Here is a 17,320-nt window from a genome sequence, read left to right as displayed (position 1 = left end):
CTGAGCTTAATTAAGGCAAAAGTTCTTTTAGGAGACCGAAAGAAGGGTTTAGCAAAATGGTGCTTAGAATGATGACAAGTACTACAAGCACAATTTTCACCCAAGAGGAGTACTTTTTTTTGGGAGAAGCTAAGAACGTGTCGTACTCTTTACGGGTTTTTACGGTAGCGATTTTCTGTTCGAAATAAATATCTATTAAAGAGGGCAAATCCTTTACGGTACGAGCTTTTGAGGAGGTGCTATTGCTGTTTTTTTGTGTGGTTTTCTTTTTAGCTTGCTTTTTGGGTTCTTCGGTTTTCTTTTGTCCTTTTAACTCGGCGGCGAGGTCGGTGTCGTAGTCTTTACGACTTTCGGGGTCGGAAAGGACTGCGTAAGCTTCTTGTAGGCTTTTGAATTTTTCGGCAAAGAAATCGTCGCCCTGATGTTTATCGGGGTGATAAGCTTTTGCGAGCTTTTTGTAGGCATCGCGTATTTGGTCGTCAGAAGCCTTTTGGCTAACTCCTAATATTTCGTAGTAATCCTTTAACATTATAATCTTGCTTTTTGAGAGGTGTTATCGTGGCTTTCCCAGCCGATAAGTTTGTTATTTTGGAATGTGAGGGTAAGGGTTTTGTAGTGCCAACGTTCGGTAGTAGAGCCTTTGAATCCTGCACTTTGGACTTCTATCGGCTTACCGAGCGCCATTTTCACCAAAAAGTCGGGCATACCTTCGGTATATACGCCTTTTTCGACGGAACTTGTGGTGGGCTCACCGTATTCACTTTTGATGAGCTCCATAATTCTGTCTTTGGTATCTTCTTCGTCTACCAAAGCATTTTGCCATTTTTGGCGTTTTTCTTCAATGGATTTTTCTCTTTTTAAGTTGGTAGTTGCCTGCATTACAAGTATATAAATGAGGTAGGCTACGCTTATTGCGAGAATAGAATAATATATCATTGTATGCTTATTTTATTATATAATTCTTCACTGAGGGTGCAAAACTACAAAAACAATTTTTAATATACAAATTGGGAAATTAGAAAATTAGAGAATTAGAAAATTAGCAAATGAAAGTGCGAGCCGCACGGGCATTTTGTGTGAGCCGCACGGGTAGTTTTTAAGAAGAATAAAATAGGGATTTTCAAAAAGAAAAATATACTATGATATAGGTACCTTATACGAACCTTGAACGAATCTTGGACGATTGGTATAGGATAAAAGGTGTTTTTTTGGAAGGTGGGAATCTATAAAAAGATGATTTTACGGTAATATATTCTGCTTTATTGGTAGATAGGTAGAATATATTTCCTATGTAACTGATACCAACTCTGAAAGTCAAAAAAACATTTAGAAGGGGGTTGCTGATTGGTAATTATTTTGTATCTTTGCTTGAATTAAAAAAAAGAGGTTGAAAAAGGGGTAGAACGACTTTTGTGTATTAAAAACAGGACGATTATGAGTGAAATCATAAAAAAATCAAGAAAGATTTGTCAGTTTTTAACAGAAAAGAGAATAGGAGTCAACGGGAGTATCTGTGAAAAGCTCTGATAACCTCGGAGGAAGGAGCAAAGAAAATATGATATTTAAGTTTAAGCAATTTAACGTAAAGCAAGCACAAAGTGCGATGAAGATAGGCACTGATGGAGTGCTATTGGGGGCGTGGACGCCTATTGAGAATCCTAAAAGTATACTGGATATTGGGGCGGGAACGGGCTTATTGTCGCTAATGTTAGCTCAACGCTCTGACGCTCCTGTGATTGACGCCGTAGAAATAGACGAAAAAGCCTATATAGAATGCACGGAGAACTTCGAAGAGAGCCAATGGGGCGACCGCTTGTTTTGCTATCACGCTTCGTTTCAGGAATTTGCTTTGGAGATAGATGAAGTGTACGACCTTATCATCTCTAATCCGCCTTTCTATACCGCTGATTATAAAACAACTGAAAAAGCGCGCAACACGGCTCGGTTTACTGATACGCTTTCGTTTTCGGAGCTCTTAGAAGGGGTAAGCCAATTACTGACCGATGAGGGTGTTTTTAGTGTTATTTTACCTTATAGTGAAACCGAAGGGTTTATCGCTCTTGCGTCGGGTTATGGTCTTTTCCCTCAGAAAATCACTCATACGCGAGGCAATGCTATGGCTGAACTAAAACGGAGTATGCTTCTACTGAGTAGAAAAGAGCTCTCCTCTTACCCTATCGATGTGCTTATTATTGAGAAGGAACGTGGGGTTTATACTGAGGCGTACAAATCGCTCACAAAGGATTTTTATTTAAATTTAGGAAATAGAAATTAGGTTTCAGTTATAAGGAGATAAGCTAACAATTAAATAGAAATCATTAACAATCAATATTTCTTATTTGCTCCTATCTTTTGCTTTTGACCTACTTTGACCGAAAGTAAGGCAAAAATAAGGTGTTAGAAAACTGAATATCAATAAGAAAAAGAGGTTCTAAGAAATACTGAAGAAAAATGTTGAAAATGTAAAATGATTAAAAAAAACTGCAAAATTAGTATATTACTGAATTAGGCAATTCGGTTAATTATTCTTATCTTTGCTCTCTAAATAATAAACTCTAAAATGCTTAAATTCATTGCCTTTTTCGTCTCTTGCTTTACCTTTGCCCAACCTACTATTAAGGATATGATTGCCAAAGACTCCCTGCTTTATGCCGTCACAACCGACGGTAAACTCAAGTGCTGGAATCTTTCTACCGAAAAGAAAAACACTGTAACTCATAATTCAAGATTTACTTTTACGGCAATCGGTTCGGACAAACAACAAAACGTAGTAGTAGGCACGAACAACGGTAAACTCTTCACCCTTTCTGATAATGGCTTGCAATTACTGCACGGGATGCAAAAGCCTTATACTATAGAACATATTGTTTTCAATTCGCAAAACGAACCTTATCTCATTATCCGCAATGCGCTCTACGCACCACTTACCCATACTTATTGGACAGCCTTTCCGCAGCAGACCACTGTAGGTATTAGGATAGAAAAGCGCGCAAAAGAGTTCTTTCGCTTTCCTTCTTGCGTGTTCGTTGATGCGCACGACGTGATTTGGATGACCAATTTTTATGGTGAATTTGGCGGTAGCTTCCAATTGTTCGATAGCAAGGAACGCAAACCTCTTAACCGCTCTATCGAAAACCTTGAGCTAGGATTGTTTTTCCCACAGAGCATTTTCAGTGATGGCAAAACCGATGCCGTGTATATTGCTTCAGGCTTACAACATCTCATCAACTCGGGCGATATTTTTAAGATAGACAATTACACTGCCGAGAAAATACTCAATGATGATGATTTTGACCTAAACAACCGTATTTTTATAGGAGCCTCCACCATTGACCCTGTGACCCAAACGCTGTATATTGCCACCCAAAAGGGTATTTACAAAACCTTTTTATCTGAAAGCGGAAAAATAGGCAACTTAGAACTGCTCTGCGAACCTAAGCTTCGCTGGGAGAGAGAGCCCTTGGCTATCGGTGCTAAAATGGCGATAAAGAAGTTGTTACTTGTGAGAGGCAAATTGCTGTTCCTCACCTCCCAAAATGGGATAGGGGTTTTCGAGAACGGAAATATCAGCTACTTGAAGTAAAAGATTGTCTATTATTTATTATCTTTGCAACAGAACAATCACTCTATGATAGTACCCACAGGTTTAGAAGAACGCGCAAACACCGCTGAAGCCATATAGCAATTAGCTACCTGTGCGCCTTTTGCTATTGAAGAAGAGAAAGTACAAGAGTGGTTTGAGGACTATATGGATTAGGAAAGAAGCCAGAGAGAACTTCAGAAAAAACCATTTTGTTAATTGATAAAAGTTTTATATCTTTGCCTCAAAAAATACAGAATATTATGTCTTATACCCTTACTATTACCAGTGATAGCCCAATGGCGATGAACTTTATAAAGTACGCAAAAAGTCTTGACTTTGTAAAGGTTACCAAAACAAAAGAGACTAAAAAAGTAATACCTGCAACAACTGAAGAAGTTGAAGAAGACGAGTACGGTATTCCAATTAAATACCGTGAAAAAATTATGGCAATGTCTAAAGAATCTAATAAAAACATCGCACGCCGTTGGGACGAAGACCTTGCAAAATTAGAAGAAAAACAAGCTATATGATAGTAATTTCGGACACGAACATTATTTATAGCTGTTTCTATAAACCAGAAGGAGTTATAGCTACCATATTGAGTGATAAAAAGAAAACAATTCAGTTTACCGCCCCTGATTATCTTTTAGATGAGGTAGAAGAGCACTTGCCTGAAATTATGAAAGACAATCATTTGTCTAAACAACAAGCAAATGCCCTTCTCAAAGAATTTATACAGAATATTACTTTTTTCAAAGTTAAAGATATTCCAAAGGAATATATAAACAAAGCTAAAGATATAGCACAATCAATAGACCCTGATGACTATCCTTTTATTGCACTTCACCTTGAGAAAGGACATAAAATCTGGACTTGTGACTTAAAACTATCGAATGGTTTAAAAGAAAAGGGATACGATATTTGTGTAACAACCAAAGACCTTAAAGCTAAACGCTACAAGAAGAGAACTTAAAAACAACAATAGTTTCATATCACAAACAAAACTTGCCGTGCTACGACTGCTACGTTAAGATTACTTATTTGTTAATGAGTGTACTTGCTTATCTACTAATTATACACTACCTTTGCCTCGTTATTTTAGCATTTCATAGAAGATGAACCAAGAAGTATTTACTGCTCTACAAAACAAACTGAAAGTGGGTAACCGTCGTGGCGTGCACCTCAATGCACTTCCTGGTGCTTCACGCTATAAGTTTGATATCGCACGACTTTCAGCTATATTCAAGAGCTTGCCCGAACGCTTTATTCTCGACTTACTCACCTTACGCAACCTCAACTTTTCGTTTTCTATTCACGATACCGAAAGTACGGATATAGATATCCCCCGTTCCCCCCAAGGGGGACAAGCCTCTAAAAAGATACCTAAAGAACGTGAGGCTACCTTAGAAAAACTCGTAGATAGTATCGAAAACCTGATGTTTCAAAGCGAGGTTATCACTTCGGAAAAAGGGGTGAACACACTGGGTTTTGGCTTTCCGATACTGTTGCGTCGGGATATGGGCGATGGACAACTAACGGCTGCCCCTATTCTAATTTGGTCGGTGAAGATAAAGCCAGCTAACCAAATGAATACGTGGGTAATAAGCCGTAGCGAGGAAGACCCTATCTACCTAAATGAGGTGCTCATCAACCACCTGCAAAACGATTCGGGCGTAAGCCTTAAACCCATCCCCGACGAGATGCTGGAAGACGGCAAAATCGATAAACCTGAACTGCACTCTCTTTGCTCGGATATCCTCAACCAACTGAAAGTTACCCAAAACTTGGATTTCCTGCTGAACAACTATACCGAGATTCTCCCTCTAAAAACCAAAGCGGCATACGAAGAACTTTTGCCTAACAAGGGCGATGCTTTTATAGAAAAAAGCGGTATTCTCTCCCTCTTTGAAGTGCAAAAACAGAATATCATCAACGATTACGAATCGCTGAAAAAGGATTTTGTACCCTTGCAGACAACAGCCAACGAACAATTCCAATCGCTGAGTGCTATTGAAACCGACCCCTCTCAACAATTGATTTTGGAATCGCTGAAAAGTCAGCAGAAAATACTTATTCAAGGTCCCCCAGGTACGGGCAAGAGCCAAACGCTCACGGCGATTCTCATCAATGCTTTGGAAAACAAACAGAAAACATTAGTAGTCTGCGAGAAGCAAACTGCCCTCGAAGTACTCTACAACGCCTTGCAAAACAAAGGTTTGGACAGGTATTGTACAATGATAAAAGACGCTATTGCCGACCGCAGGCTCATTGTAGACGCCGTGCGTAACCATATTGATAATGTCGAGTTTAAAAAAGAAACACCAGCCTTCCTCGAAAATCTCCTTGCCGAACAAGTGCAAGCAATGCGCAAAATCACAACAGATATCAATGCTATTCACCACAAACTCAACCAACCGCTCCTCAACCAACTGTCGTGGACAGATGTAATGGCGGAGCTAATGCGCTACGAAACAGATAGAGAAGAACTCGACCTCTCGGCTTTTTCCTTTCAGTTTACTGATGAAGAATTCGCCTCTCTCGCACCCCTTTGGCAACAAGGTGAGGTGCTCTATCAGCGGTATGCGCCCTACGCTCAAAATCATCTGTTCAACCCCAAAAAACTCACCGCTACCAATCTGTTTAACACCCAACAACAACTCGCCGAAGCCTTCAAGCAATACGCACAACAGTGGGAGGTTATCCAGCAACAAATAGCCGTTTATAAAGCCTATTACTTGCACAAACGCAAAGAGGAGTTTATACAACAGTTAGACATATTAGCGCAATACCGCAATGAGTATGAGCTGATTACTGCTACCCTCCCTCCTACTTCACCTGTGTATCAACCTGAGGTCACCAAAGGATTTTTCTACAAGCTCTCAGCACTCTTTTCTTCTGAGAAAAAGCAGGTGCTGAAAACTCAAAAACGCTTACAAGAACTCTGTACTGCCATTAAAGCGCTCAGTTTGCACCGCAATTTTTCGTCGATTGCTATTTCGGATAACTTATTGCTCAACAAAACTGTCATTGCCGAGTACACTCCTGCCATTGCCCAAGCGCAAATCGATTTCGACAGCAAAGCCAATGCTGATTTTGCTACCTTAGACCTGCTGAATTACTACGAACGCTCATTTGTAAACGCTGATTTAGACAAGCTCATAAGCGAAGTAAAATCGCTTAAAAACCGCATAGAAGCTGACAGTTGGCTCGACGCTATCAATTTTGGCAATACCTTTGCCGAGTTTGAAGCCTTTATCACCCGCAGCTTGGCGACTTACAACAGCTATCAAGCCGACCCTGCACAGCCTTTGGTGACTCAGTACGAGTGGTTTGCATTCTTCCAATCGCTCAACGATTTCCAAGAGCGCATTGTTTTATCACTTACCAAAGTAACCCATTGGGAAGCTTCCTTCCTCTACGCCTATTACACCTTGCTCTTGCAACGAAATGCCGATGATACGCTGAACTTCAACGAGCAAAATTACACTGACTTTAAAAAGAAAGTACACTACTTTGCCTCTGCCCAAAAAGATTTTATCGAGGGATACTGGAATGCCCAGCAACGCAAAGCTGTAAAAACGTTTGAAGAGACCAACAAAGAGCTCACTGTGGCGAACCTCTACAACAAACGCAAAAGTGAAAAGCACAACCGACTTACCTTGAGACAAATAGCAATGAAGGACACCGACCTCTTTACGAGCTTCTTCCCTATTATCCTCACCACCCCCGATGCTTGTTGCAACCTATTTGAGGGCAAGAATTTCTATTTCGACAATGTGGTGTTTGACGAGGCGAGTCAGCTGAAACTCGAAGACAACCTGCCGGCTATGCTCAAAGGCAAGACGATTATCATTGCAGGTGATGAACACCAAATGCCACCGTCTAACTACTTTAGCAAAGTATTCGACGGTAGTGCTGAAGATGAGGACGACAACGAGGAAGAAGATGAAGTCCTCACCTACAAAAATGCGATGCTGAACATAGAGTCGCTCTTGGATTACGCTTTGGAATACCAATTCAGTAAGAACCATTTAGATTTTCACTATCGTTCTAAACACCCTTATCTGATTGATTTTTCTAACCACGCTTTCTACAACGCCCGATTGCGTCCGCTACCCAGCACCGAAAGTCGTATCCCTATCCATTTTACTCAGGTAAATGGCACATTCGATGAGCATATCAACCGTGAGGAAGCCGCCGAAGTATTGCGTATCCTCTCGCAAATAGAGCCTCGTCCTGACGGTAGTTACCCATCGGTGGGGATTGCGACCTTCAACATCACCCAGCGCAACTACATACGCAAACAGATACTCCAAAAGCAAAACGATCCTACTCAAACGGCTTTCCGAGAGAAAATCAACGCCTTAGAGCAAGCAGGACTCTTTATCAAGAACTTGGAGAACATACAAGGAGACGAGCGCGATATCATTATCTTATCGGTAACTTATGGCAAGAAGAAAGGCGGCAAGTTTGTACAGAGTTTTGGTCCGCTGAACTTCTCCAAAGGCTACAAACTGCTAAACGTGATTATCACCCGCGCCAAGGAACAGATATACGTGTACAACTCTATCCCCGAAGAATTGTTAGCAACCTATAAAGAGGCTTTAGCACAAGAAGGTGCTAACAACCGCCGCGCTGTGCTCTACGCCTACCTCGCCTACGCTCGTGCTGTAAGCGACGGCAATGATGCTCTCCGCCGTGAAATCCTATCGGAACTCGACCTCTACGGACACAAACACACCGATATCGACCAGCAAAGTAAAAGTGCTTTTAAAGAACAAACCTACCGTCAGTTCAAAGAAAAATACCCCGACCAGCGCATCACAATGGACTACGAGTTTGGTGGTTATACTATCGATATTTTGTTAGAGCCCAAAGAAGGCAAGCCCGTAGCTGTAGAATGCCTCAGCAAACCTCTTTACAACAACGATTTAGCCTATTTAGAAGACCTGCACAAGGAAAAAATATTGCTCAATGCCGGCTTTGACTACAAAAGGAAATGGGCGAAATAAGTGCACAGGCAGGTGGAATATCAGAAAGACCGTAACAAGAAAAATAAAAAAGCGACTCCTGAGGAGTCGCTTTTTCTATACGGAATTATATCTTTAGTTAAACGTTTATTTTATTTTTTCTACAATAGCTTTGAACGCTTCGGGGTGGTTCATTGCCAAATCGGCAAGAACTTTACGGTTGAGCTGGATATCAGCTGCTTTAAGTTTACCCATAAATTGAGAGTAAGACAATCCGTGCAAGCGAGCCCCTGCGTTGATACGCACAATCCACAAAGCGCGGAAGGTTCTCTTCTTGTTACGGCGGTCGCGATAAGCGTACTGCATTGCTTTCTCAACAGCGTTTTTGGCTACCGTCCAAACGTTTTTTCTGCGGCCAAAGAAACCTTTGGCTTGCTTCATTATTTTTTTTCTACGAGCTCTACGAGCTACAGCATTTACTGATCTTGGCATAAATTCCTTTTTTTAATTTTTGTAGCAGGTGGTTTGTGCTTAAAACAAACTCTTAGGGGTACCTACTCCACGGTTATTAATTTCCTACTATTTAAACAATTATTTTAAGCCTAATTGTTTCTTCACGCTTGCTTCGTCGTTAGAGTGAACGAGTGTAGCGTGGGTGAGTGCTAACTTGCGTTTTTTAGCTTTCTTAGTTAAGATGTGGCTTTTAAACGCGTGTTTTCTCTTGATTTTACCAGAGCCGGTGAGCTTGAAACGCTTTTTAGCTCCAGATTTAGTTTTAATTTTTGGCATTTGCTTAGATTTTTATTGATATAATTCCGTCCTCCCCCTTCCCCTCCCAAGGAGGGGAGTTATGGGAGTTTATTTTTGCCCTCACTTTTATCCTCCCCTTGGGGAAGGGTTAGGGAGGGGATTATTTTTTCTTGGGTAAGGGTGCGAGAAACATCGTCATACGTTTTCCTTCGAGTTTAGGCATTTGTTCTACTTTGCCATAGTCTTCGAGGTCGGTAGCGAGGCGCAAGAGGAGGATTTCCCCTTGGTCTTTATAGATGATAGAACGACCTTTGAAGAATACGTAGGCTTTTACTTTAGAACCTTCTTTGAGGAACTTTTCGCCGTGTTTTTTCTTAAACTCATAGTCGTGGTCATCGGTTTGAGGGCCGAAGCGAATTTCCTTAATTACTACTTTGGTAGCTTTGGCTTTCATCTCTTTCTCACGCTTCTTTTGTTCGTAAAGGAATTTCTTATAATCGATTACCTTACAAACAGGAGGTGTGGCGTTTGGTGAAATTTCCACCAAATCGAGTTCTAATTCATTAGCAATTTCTAATGCTTTGCGAGTGGGGTATACGCCTCCTTCGACGTTTTCCCCTACCAAACGCACCTCAGGAACGCGGATGTCGCGATTGATACGATGAGGTTGTTTGTCATCTCTGCCCGGTGTGTTACTTTTTTTTATGATGGCTATTTAAATTTTATCCCCACCCCAATCCCTCCCCCAAGGGGAGGGAGAAGGGCTATTGGAATTGTTTAATACTCTTGTTAATTTCGTCGTTAATGAGTTTAGCGAATGCTTCTACGCTCATACTTCCTAAATCTTCACCACCGCGTTTGCGCACTGATACGGTGCCTTCTTTCTCTTCATTCTCGCCAACAATGAGCATATACGGGATTTTTTGGGTTTCGGCTTCGCGTATTTTTTTGCCCATAGTTTCAGCACGATTGTCTATCAGGGTGCGAATATCGGAATTTTCTAACAATCTCAAAACTTTTTGAGCATAATTTTCATATTTTTCGCTCAAAGATAGTACGATAGCTTGATTTGGGTTGAGCCATAATGGGAAGTTTCCAGCAGTGTGTTCCAATAAAATGGCTACGAAACGCTCCATACTTCCGAAAGGCGCACGGTGAATCATTACAGGGCGGTGCATTTCATTATCAGCGCCTTTATACCAAAGGTCGAAACGCTCAGGGAGGTTGTAATCTACCTGAATGGTACCGAGTTGCCAGCTTCTACCTAAGGCATCTTTCACCATAAAATCGAGTTTAGGGCCATAGAAAGCGGCTTCGCCTGTTTCGATTACATAGCTCAAACCTTTTTCTTTCGCAGCGTTGATGATGGCATTTTCGGCTTTTGCCCAATTCTCATCACTACCGATGTACTTGGTAGGGTTTTCGGGGTCGCGCAACGATACTTGTGCGGTAAAATTGTCGAATCCAAGAGAACCAAATACATAGAGCACCAAATCGATTACGTGTTTGAACTCGTCGTCTAACTGCTCGGGAGTACAGAAGATGTGCGCATCGTCTTGGGTAAAGCAACGCACGCGGGTTAAGCCGTGTAACTCGCCACTTTGCTCGTAGCGGTATACCGTACCGAACTCGGCGAAACGCTTTGGCAAATCTTTATAACTCCAAGGGTGTGAATTGTATATCTCGCAGTGATGCGGACAGTTCATCGGTTTTAGTAAATATTCCTCGCCTTCGTTAGGGGTAGCAATCGGTTGGAAACTATCTTTCCCGTATTTATCCCAGTGACCTGAGGTTACATACAAATTCTTATGACCGATATGCGGGGTAACTACCTGCTCATAACCAGCTTGTTTTTGAGCTTTGCGCAAGAAGGCTTCGAGGCGTTCGCGCAAGGCAGCTCCTTTGGGCAACCAGAGTGGTAAGCCTTGTCCTACCTTGTTAGAGAAGGTAAAGAGTTCGAGTTCTTTACCGAGCTTGCGGTGGTCGCGTTTTTTAGCTTCTTCAAGCAGTTCGAGATATTCGGTGAGTTCTTTTTGTTTAGGGAATGAGATACCATACACACGGGTAAGTTGTGGGTTGTGCTCATCACCACGCCAATAAGCCCCAGCAGCACTGAGTACTTTTACGGCTTTTACAAAGCCTGTGTTGGGGATATGCCCCCCACGACAAAGGTCGGTGAAGGTGCTGTGGTCGCAGAAGGTGATAGTGCCGTCTTCGAGGGCTTCGATGAGTTCGGTTTTGTACTCATTTTTGCCTGCGTAGTACGACAAGGCTTCGGCTTTGCTCACAGGGCGCATTTTGAAAGGGTGTTTGCCACGAGCGATTTCCAAGAATTTAGCTTCAATAGCAGGAAAATCTTTTTCGGAAATCGGTTTGCCGTTGAAATCGACATCGTAATAGAAACCATTAGCGATGGCAGGACCTATGGTGAGCTTGATGCCGGGGTAGAGCTCTTCGAGCGCTTGTGCCAAGATGTGCGCTGAGGAGTGCCAGAAAGCTTTTTTACCTTCGGGACTATCCCAAGTGTATAATGTTAAACTACCGTCGGTCGTCAGGGGGGTAACGGTTTCTATGGTTTTGCCATTGAAGCTGGCAGAAAGGACGTTACGCGCCAGTCCCTCGCTGATAGAGGCTGCGATTTCGGCGGGAGTAATCCCACTTTGGTACTCTTTTACAGAGCCGTCGGGTAGTGTGATTTTAATCATTTTTTTGTTGTTGAAAATTGGTGTTGTTGTGTTAGAAAGTGCAAAAGTACAAAATAATTAGTAATTGACAATAAATAATGAAGAAAAATATTTAGAAAATGAGGTTAATGCCAATAATGCCAATAATGCCAATAATGCCAATAATGCCAATAATGCCAATAATGCCAATAATGCCAATAATGCCAATAATGCCAATAATGCCAATAATGCCAATAATACCGGAAATACCAGTAATCAACTTTGCCAAAGGTGCGAGCCGCACAGGCAAAAACTTTGGCAAAGTGTGTACCGCAAAAGTGATGTATTGGGACTATTAGGAGTTTTCGGAAGGAAACGGAAAAGTTCGGAAGAGAGCTGAGAGAAGTTTTGGTGAAAAAAGGGTGTAAGATGGGTGGGGTTAGCTTATAGAGAGCTTATAGGAAGCTTATACGAATCTTGGACGATTGGTATAGAAAGGGTATGCAAATAATTGATTAATAACTTAATACAACAAGGCTAAAAATGGTAAAAACGGGGTTTCGAGGCGAAAGAAAGAGAATCCTCACCCCGTTCACATACTCTCCTATCCGGAGACTTCTCCCAAGGAGAGGGGGAATGTAGTGACAAAAAGGAGAAGAGATAATTAGGAAATTAGCAAATTAGAAAATTAGTAAATGGGGAAGTGTGAGGTCTTAGGTCATAGGCAATAAGGGGAAAGTGTAATAGAAACCTCCCCCTAGCCCCCTTCAATGGCGAGTCATTTATTCGGTAAGCCCCCGAACCCCCGAAGGGGGACAAGCTGGAAAAGGAGACAAACCTCCCCTTTTACACATACTCCGCTCTCGCGATACACATACCCAGCTATTGCTGGCTACCTTCAAAGGGGGAATGTGGCGACGAAAAAAGAGAGGGGTAGCGATAACAAGAGGAAAGCAAGATGAAGGAATGATTTTTGGTTAATAAATTTAACTGATAATTAATGTATTGGTGAAGCTAAGGTGAGATTAAGGATAAAAAAACACGGAAAAAATTTGCAGTTAAAAAAAACTGTTGTACTTTTGCGCCGTCAATCATTGAAACGTTCATCATTTGCGGGTGTGGTGAAATTGGTAGACACGCTAGACTTAGGATCTAGTGCTTCACGGCGTGGGGGTTCGAGTCCCTTCACCCGCACAAGAGCCTTAATTCATCAGTAGTGAATTAAGGCTTTTTTATTTTTATGGTAGGGTAAAGATAAAGGAGATTGGCAAGTGTTAGTATAAAGCCCCCGAGCCCCCGAAGGGGGACAATCTGCAAAAGCGAAGGGGGGAAGGGACACAAAAGTGATTTTGATTTGCTATAAAACAGACAATAACTATGCAGAAAACAACTATCATCAGTATTATTCCTCTGCTCGTATTCGTAGCATTATTTTTAGGTAGTGGGTTGTATTTCGACAACTTCTACTCGCTACCTGCTCCTATTATTGCACTTTTTTCGGTGGTAGTGGCTTTGCTTATCTACCGAGCTCCTATGAAGGAGAAAATAGGATTGTTCTTTAAAGGGGCAGGTGATAGCAATGTGCTACAAATGTGTATGATTGCACTTTTGGCTGGGGCATTCGCTTCGGTGGCTAATGCTTTGGGAAGTACGCATAGTATTGTGAATATGGGTATGTATTATATCTCGCCAGAGTATTTCCCGGTAGGGATTTTTATCATTGCATCGTTTCTTTCATTTGCTACGGGCACTTCGGTGGGTACTATTATGACGCTTTCGCCGATAGTGTTTGACCTTGCCACCCAAAGCCAGTCGAACACGGCACTCATAGGCGCATCACTGCTATCGGGGGCGATGTTTGGCGATAACCTATCTCTTATTTCGGACACGACGATTGCCGCCACGCAGTCGGTTGGATGTCAGATGAACGAAAAGATGAAGGCGAATGCTAAAATTGCGATACCAATGGCGATTCTGGCGGTTATCATACTGCTGTTGATAGGAAATCCTGATGCCGAAAATCAGCTTCACAATCAGTTGTATAGCGATTTTAACGCTGTGCTTATTTTGCCTTATGTAGCAGTGGTGGTAATAGCGCTTTTTGGGGTAAACGTATTTGTGTCGCTTTTCTTGGGTATTCTTATCTCGGGAGTGATAGGGTTTACATATGGCAAGTTTCATTTCTTGCAGTTTGCTACCGATATTCACAAAGGTTTTATGGGAATGGCTGATACCTTTTTCTTATACTTTATCATAGGAGGATTGGCGTTTTTGGTAGAGCATTTTGGCGGGATTCGGTTTTTGATGAACCTCATTACTCAACGCATCAAAAGTGGCTCGTCGGCTCTTTTAGGGATGGGCTTTTTGGTGACAGTAGCCGATGTGTGCGTGGCGAATAACACGGTGGCTATTCTTATCGCTTCGAAGACGAGCAAAACGATTGCTGAACAGTTTAAAATACCGTTGCGCAGTGTGGCATCGGTATTGGATATCTTCTCTTGTTATGCGCAGGGGCTTATCCCGTATGGAGCGCAGGTAATAGCCCTATACAAATTTGCCGACACGATAGATTACCCCCAACTGGTGATGTATGCTATTTACTTACATTTGCTACTGATAGGCACTTTGGGGTATATTTATGTGGGTAAAAAGTAACAAAAAGTTGTTTTTACAGAGCCTTAACAGTGATGTCTTCTACTTTATAAGTGTTTGTATTCTATTAAACTACATAAGTTTATCATAACAGACTATAAAATTATTGTAAAATAATTGCAAAAAAATTTGCAGTTATCAAAATATTGTTTTAATTTTACAGCGAATTTAATTGACTTACCTAAAAGCCAATCTTTTGACTTTTCCGTAGCCAGAATACCAAACCTTATGAACGACCCACTATTGCTACCATACCTCCCTGTTATTCAGGGAAGGCATCAGCACTTTATAGATACACTTCGTAGAGTGCAAGGGGACGCTAAGTGCCTGGCTGATGCTTGTAATTCGCACCTCTACTACGGTCTGCACCGTACTCATACAGAATGGGTGCTACGCGAGTGGGCTCCAAATGCAACGGCTATCTTTCTTCTTTGTGATAGCAACGACTGGCAAAAAAACAAACACTATTCTTTCACTAAACTAAACGACCAAGACTGGGAATTGCGTGTTCCTGCTAATATCCTCCGCCACGAAATGCTTTACAAACTACTTGTGGAATGGGAAGGAGGCAGTGGCGAACGCCTCCCCTCACATACTACCCGTGCCGTGCAGGACGAGTATACCAAGGTGTTTTCCGCCCAAGTGTGGTGCCCGGAGCACCCCTACCCTTGGCAACACCCACGCCCCAAAGCTACCCCGCACCCTCTTATCTACGAAGCACATATAGGGATGAGTACTGAGCACCAGCGCGTGAGTACCTTTATAGAGTTCCGTCTCTATGTACTCCCCCGTATCGCTGCTTTGGGCTATAACACCCTCCAGCTGATGGCAATACAAGAACACCCTTACTACGGTTCTTTTGGCTATCAGGTAGCCAACTTCTTTGCGGTGAGTTCACGCTTTGGTACGCCCGAAGAACTCAAAGAACTCATCGATGCTGCGCACGGCTTGGGCATACGTGTACTGCTTGATATTGTACACTCGCATTCGGTGAGCAACGAGGCAGAAGGGCTCAGCCACTTCGACGGTACCGACTATCTTTACTTCCACCGCGGTGAGCGCGGTAAACACCCTGCTTGGGACTCCCGCTGTTTTGACTATGGCAAGCCACAAGTACTGAATTTTTTACTTTCTAACTGTAAGTATTGGTTAGAAGAATATCGCTTCGATGGTTTCCGTTTCGACGGAGTTACCAGTATGATTTATTACGATCACGGTTTGGGCAAAGCCTTTACCAATTATAGTTTCTATTATGATGGCAATGAGGACGACGACGCTTTGGTGTATCTCACTATGGCTAACCAACTTATTCACGAGCTCTACCCCGAAGCGCTGACCATTGCCGAAGAGATGAGCGGATTGCCCGGTCTTGCTTCGCCTATTGCTGAAAAAGGCGTAGGCTTCGATTACAAGCTGAGTATGGGTATCCCCGATTATTGGATTAAGCTCCTCAAAGAAGTACCCGATGAGCAATGGCACGTAGGCAATATCTATTACGAATTGACTAACAAACGCACCGAAGAACGCACTATTAGTTATGCCGAAAGCCACGACCAAGCCTTGGTGGGTGATAAAACGATATTTTTCTGGCTCACCGATAAGGAAGTGTATACGGGTATGAGCGTATTCGACCACAGTCTGATTATCGACCGTGCGATGGCTTTACACAAGATAATACGTTTGGTAACTCTTGGTACTGCAGGTGGGGGATACCTCAACTTTATGGGCAACGAATGGGGACACCCTGAGTGGATTGACTTTCCTCGCCAAGGTAATGGTTGGAGTTATGCCCACGCACGCAGACTGTGGAGTTTGGTAGACGACTCTAACTTAAAGTTTAAATACCTCAACGCTTTTGATAGTGCGATGATACACTTTGCCACCAATAGCAAGTTCCTAGACCGAGAGCCCCACATATTGGTGCGCGACATCGAGCGACAGCTACTCATATTCGAGCGGAGTGGTTATTTATTTGTTTTCAGTTTTAACCCCACTACCTCCTACACCGATTATCAGTTTGATGTGCCAGCAGGCAAATACACAACGGTACTGAATACTGATAACCCCGCTTTTGGAGGCGACAACCGCATTGATGAAAGCGTAGAGCATTTTACGCAATATACCGGCAAGGAGAATTTGCTGTCGTTGTATATACCCGCGAGAATTGGAATAGTGCTAAAAATTGACAATTGATAATTGACAATTGACAATTGGTTGTGAGGCAGATTGTGTTAATTATTAATTGTGATTACTATTAATCATCTATTGAAAAATTATGAAAAACAATATTGTTAAAGAAAAGTCTTTTGATTTTGCTATTCGAATTGTAAAACTTACAAGAATATTACAAGAAGACAAAAGAGATTTTGTAATCAGCAAGCAATTGTTGCGTTGTGCTACTTCAGTAGGTGCTTGCGTAAGAGAATCAGAACACGCTGAAAGTGATAGTGATTTTATACATAAATTACAAATAGGACTCAAAGAAGCTAACGAAACTGAATATTGGTTAGATCTATTATATGCAACACAATATCTTAATGAGAAAGAATATGAATCAATAATAGCTGACTGCAAAGAAATTCTAAAACTACTCATCTCGATAATTAAAACTAAAAAAGAAAACATCAAAAAGGAAAGTTCTAATAAAAACTAATAATCACACCCATTTGACAATTGACAATGTCAATTGTCAATTATTAATT

General features: G+C 41.9%; 16 protein-coding genes and 1 tRNA gene. 11 read left to right on the top strand and 6 right to left on the bottom strand.

Annotation, left to right across the window (positions count from 1 at the left end):
• Positions 1-10 precede the first annotated feature (10 nt).
• Together HW279_RS11265 and HW279_RS04515 are read right to left on the bottom strand one after the other, a co-directional pair.
• Positions 11-529, bottom strand: a complete 519-nt coding sequence (locus HW279_RS11265; RefSeq protein ID WP_178958133.1) for a J domain-containing protein — start codon at positions 527-529, stop codon at positions 11-13.
• Positions 529-936: a hypothetical protein gene (locus HW279_RS04515; protein WP_178958132.1), complete on the bottom strand. Its 408-nt coding sequence runs from the start codon at positions 934-936 to the stop codon at positions 529-531. The genes HW279_RS11265 and HW279_RS04515 overlap by 1 nt, the downstream gene beginning before the upstream one ends.
• Before the next feature lie 619 nt (positions 937-1,555).
• Here HW279_RS04515 and HW279_RS04510 point away from each other — a divergent pair.
• The 5 genes from HW279_RS04510 to HW279_RS04490 all read left to right on the top strand — a co-directional run bounded on the left by HW279_RS04510 (position 1,556) and on the right by HW279_RS04490 (position 8,595).
• Positions 1,556-2,275, top strand: coding sequence for a tRNA1(Val) (adenine(37)-N6)-methyltransferase (locus HW279_RS04510; RefSeq protein WP_178958131.1), 720 nt, complete (start codon positions 1,556-1,558; stop codon positions 2,273-2,275).
• Positions 2,276-2,560: 285 nt separating this feature from the next.
• Entirely contained in the window at positions 2,561-3,583 is a 1,023-nt protein-coding gene (locus HW279_RS04505; protein WP_178958130.1) for a hypothetical protein, read from the top strand.
• A gap of 260 nt (positions 3,584-3,843) precedes the next feature.
• Positions 3,844-4,113: a glutaredoxin-2 domain protein gene (locus tag HW279_RS04500; RefSeq protein ID WP_178958129.1), complete on the top strand. Its 270-nt coding sequence runs from the start codon at positions 3,844-3,846 to the stop codon at positions 4,111-4,113.
• Entirely contained in the window at positions 4,110-4,556 is a 447-nt protein-coding gene (locus HW279_RS04495) for a PIN domain-containing protein (RefSeq protein ID WP_048745660.1), read from the top strand. Before HW279_RS04500 ends, HW279_RS04495 begins: the two co-directional genes overlap by 4 nt.
• A gap of 142 nt (positions 4,557-4,698) precedes the next feature.
• Positions 4,699-8,595: an AAA domain-containing protein gene (locus HW279_RS04490; protein ID WP_178958128.1), complete on the top strand. Its 3,897-nt coding sequence runs from the start codon at positions 4,699-4,701 to the stop codon at positions 8,593-8,595.
• Positions 8,596-8,700: 105 nt separating this feature from the next.
• On the opposite strand, the gene rplT is transcribed toward HW279_RS04490, so the two are convergent.
• From rplT to thrS, 4 genes are all read right to left on the bottom strand, one after another.
• Positions 8,701-9,045, bottom strand: a complete 345-nt coding sequence (gene rplT, locus HW279_RS04485; RefSeq protein ID WP_106096057.1) for a 50S ribosomal protein L20 — start codon at positions 9,043-9,045, stop codon at positions 8,701-8,703.
• 99 nt (positions 9,046-9,144) lie between these two features.
• Positions 9,145-9,342, bottom strand: coding sequence for a 50S ribosomal protein L35 (gene rpmI / locus HW279_RS04480; protein ID WP_002674635.1), 198 nt, complete (start codon positions 9,340-9,342; stop codon positions 9,145-9,147).
• A gap of 121 nt (positions 9,343-9,463) precedes the next feature.
• Positions 9,464-9,961, bottom strand: a complete 498-nt coding sequence (infC, locus tag HW279_RS04475) for a translation initiation factor IF-3 (protein WP_106096058.1) — start codon at positions 9,959-9,961, stop codon at positions 9,464-9,466.
• A gap of 106 nt (positions 9,962-10,067) precedes the next feature.
• Positions 10,068-12,008 (bottom strand): threonine--tRNA ligase, encoded by a 1,941-nt coding sequence (gene thrS, locus HW279_RS04470; protein ID WP_178958127.1) that lies wholly within the window; start codon positions 12,006-12,008, stop codon positions 10,068-10,070.
• A 64-nt stretch (positions 12,009-12,072) separates the two neighbouring features.
• On the opposite strand from thrS, the gene HW279_RS11260 reads away from it, so the two are divergent.
• The 6 genes from HW279_RS11260 (at position 12,073) to HW279_RS04445 (ending at position 17,271) form a co-directional block, all read left to right on the top strand.
• On the top strand, positions 12,073-12,366 hold the full coding sequence (locus HW279_RS11260) for a hypothetical protein (protein ID WP_178957494.1): 294 nt from the start codon (positions 12,073-12,075) through the stop codon (positions 12,364-12,366).
• Between the two features lie 380 nt (positions 12,367-12,746).
• Positions 12,747-12,947 (top strand): phosphinothricin acetyltransferase, encoded by a 201-nt coding sequence (locus HW279_RS11255; protein WP_317165732.1) that lies wholly within the window; start codon positions 12,747-12,749, stop codon positions 12,945-12,947.
• Positions 12,948-13,078: 131 nt separating this feature from the next.
• Positions 13,079-13,160, top strand: a tRNA-Leu gene (locus tag HW279_RS04460).
• A 183-nt stretch (positions 13,161-13,343) separates the two neighbouring features.
• Positions 13,344-14,621, top strand: a complete 1,278-nt coding sequence (locus HW279_RS04455) for a Na+/H+ antiporter NhaC family protein (protein WP_178958126.1) — start codon at positions 13,344-13,346, stop codon at positions 14,619-14,621.
• A 225-nt stretch (positions 14,622-14,846) separates the two neighbouring features.
• Complete coding sequence (locus HW279_RS04450; RefSeq protein WP_178958125.1) at positions 14,847-16,811, top strand: alpha amylase C-terminal domain-containing protein; 1,965 nt, start codon at positions 14,847-14,849, stop codon at positions 16,809-16,811.
• A gap of 82 nt (positions 16,812-16,893) precedes the next feature.
• Positions 16,894-17,271, top strand: coding sequence for a four helix bundle protein (locus HW279_RS04445; protein WP_178958124.1), 378 nt, complete (start codon positions 16,894-16,896; stop codon positions 17,269-17,271).
• Positions 17,272-17,320: the final 49 nt, after the last annotated feature.

It is taken from the genome of Capnocytophaga sp. oral taxon 903, assembly GCF_013394785.1.
Taxonomy (GTDB): Bacteria; Bacteroidota; Bacteroidia; order Flavobacteriales; family Flavobacteriaceae; genus Capnocytophaga; species Capnocytophaga ochracea.
The sequence above is the reverse complement of the archived record's forward strand: the minus strand, read 5'-3'. Positions and strand labels throughout refer to the sequence as shown.

Coding starts and splice junctions, on each gene's coding strand:
- HW279_RS04450 (WP_178958125.1), top strand. CDS start 14,847: ATGAACGACCCACTATTGCTACCATACCTCCCTGTTATTCAGGGAAGG.
- HW279_RS04445 (WP_178958124.1), top strand. CDS start 16,894: ATGAAAAACAATATTGTTAAAGAAAAGTCTTTTGATTTTGCTATTCGA.
- HW279_RS11265 (WP_178958133.1), bottom strand. CDS start 529: ATGTTAAAGGATTACTACGAAATATTAGGAGTTAGCCAAAAGGCTTCT.
- HW279_RS04490 (WP_178958128.1), top strand. CDS start 4,699: ATGAACCAAGAAGTATTTACTGCTCTACAAAACAAACTGAAAGTGGGT.
- thrS (WP_178958127.1), bottom strand. CDS start 12,008: ATGATTAAAATCACACTACCCGACGGCTCTGTAAAAGAGTACCAAAGT.
- rplT (WP_106096057.1), bottom strand. CDS start 9,045: ATGCCAAGATCAGTAAATGCTGTAGCTCGTAGAGCTCGTAGAAAAAAA.
- HW279_RS04510 (WP_178958131.1), top strand. CDS start 1,556: ATGATATTTAAGTTTAAGCAATTTAACGTAAAGCAAGCACAAAGTGCG.
- HW279_RS04515 (WP_178958132.1), bottom strand. CDS start 936: ATGATATATTATTCTATTCTCGCAATAAGCGTAGCCTACCTCATTTAT.
- HW279_RS04455 (WP_178958126.1), top strand. CDS start 13,344: ATGCAGAAAACAACTATCATCAGTATTATTCCTCTGCTCGTATTCGTA.
- rpmI (WP_002674635.1), bottom strand. CDS start 9,342: ATGCCAAAAATTAAAACTAAATCTGGAGCTAAAAAGCGTTTCAAGCTC.
- HW279_RS04505 (WP_178958130.1), top strand. CDS start 2,561: ATGCTTAAATTCATTGCCTTTTTCGTCTCTTGCTTTACCTTTGCCCAA.
- HW279_RS04495 (WP_048745660.1), top strand. CDS start 4,110: ATGATAGTAATTTCGGACACGAACATTATTTATAGCTGTTTCTATAAA.
- HW279_RS04500 (WP_178958129.1), top strand. CDS start 3,844: ATGTCTTATACCCTTACTATTACCAGTGATAGCCCAATGGCGATGAAC.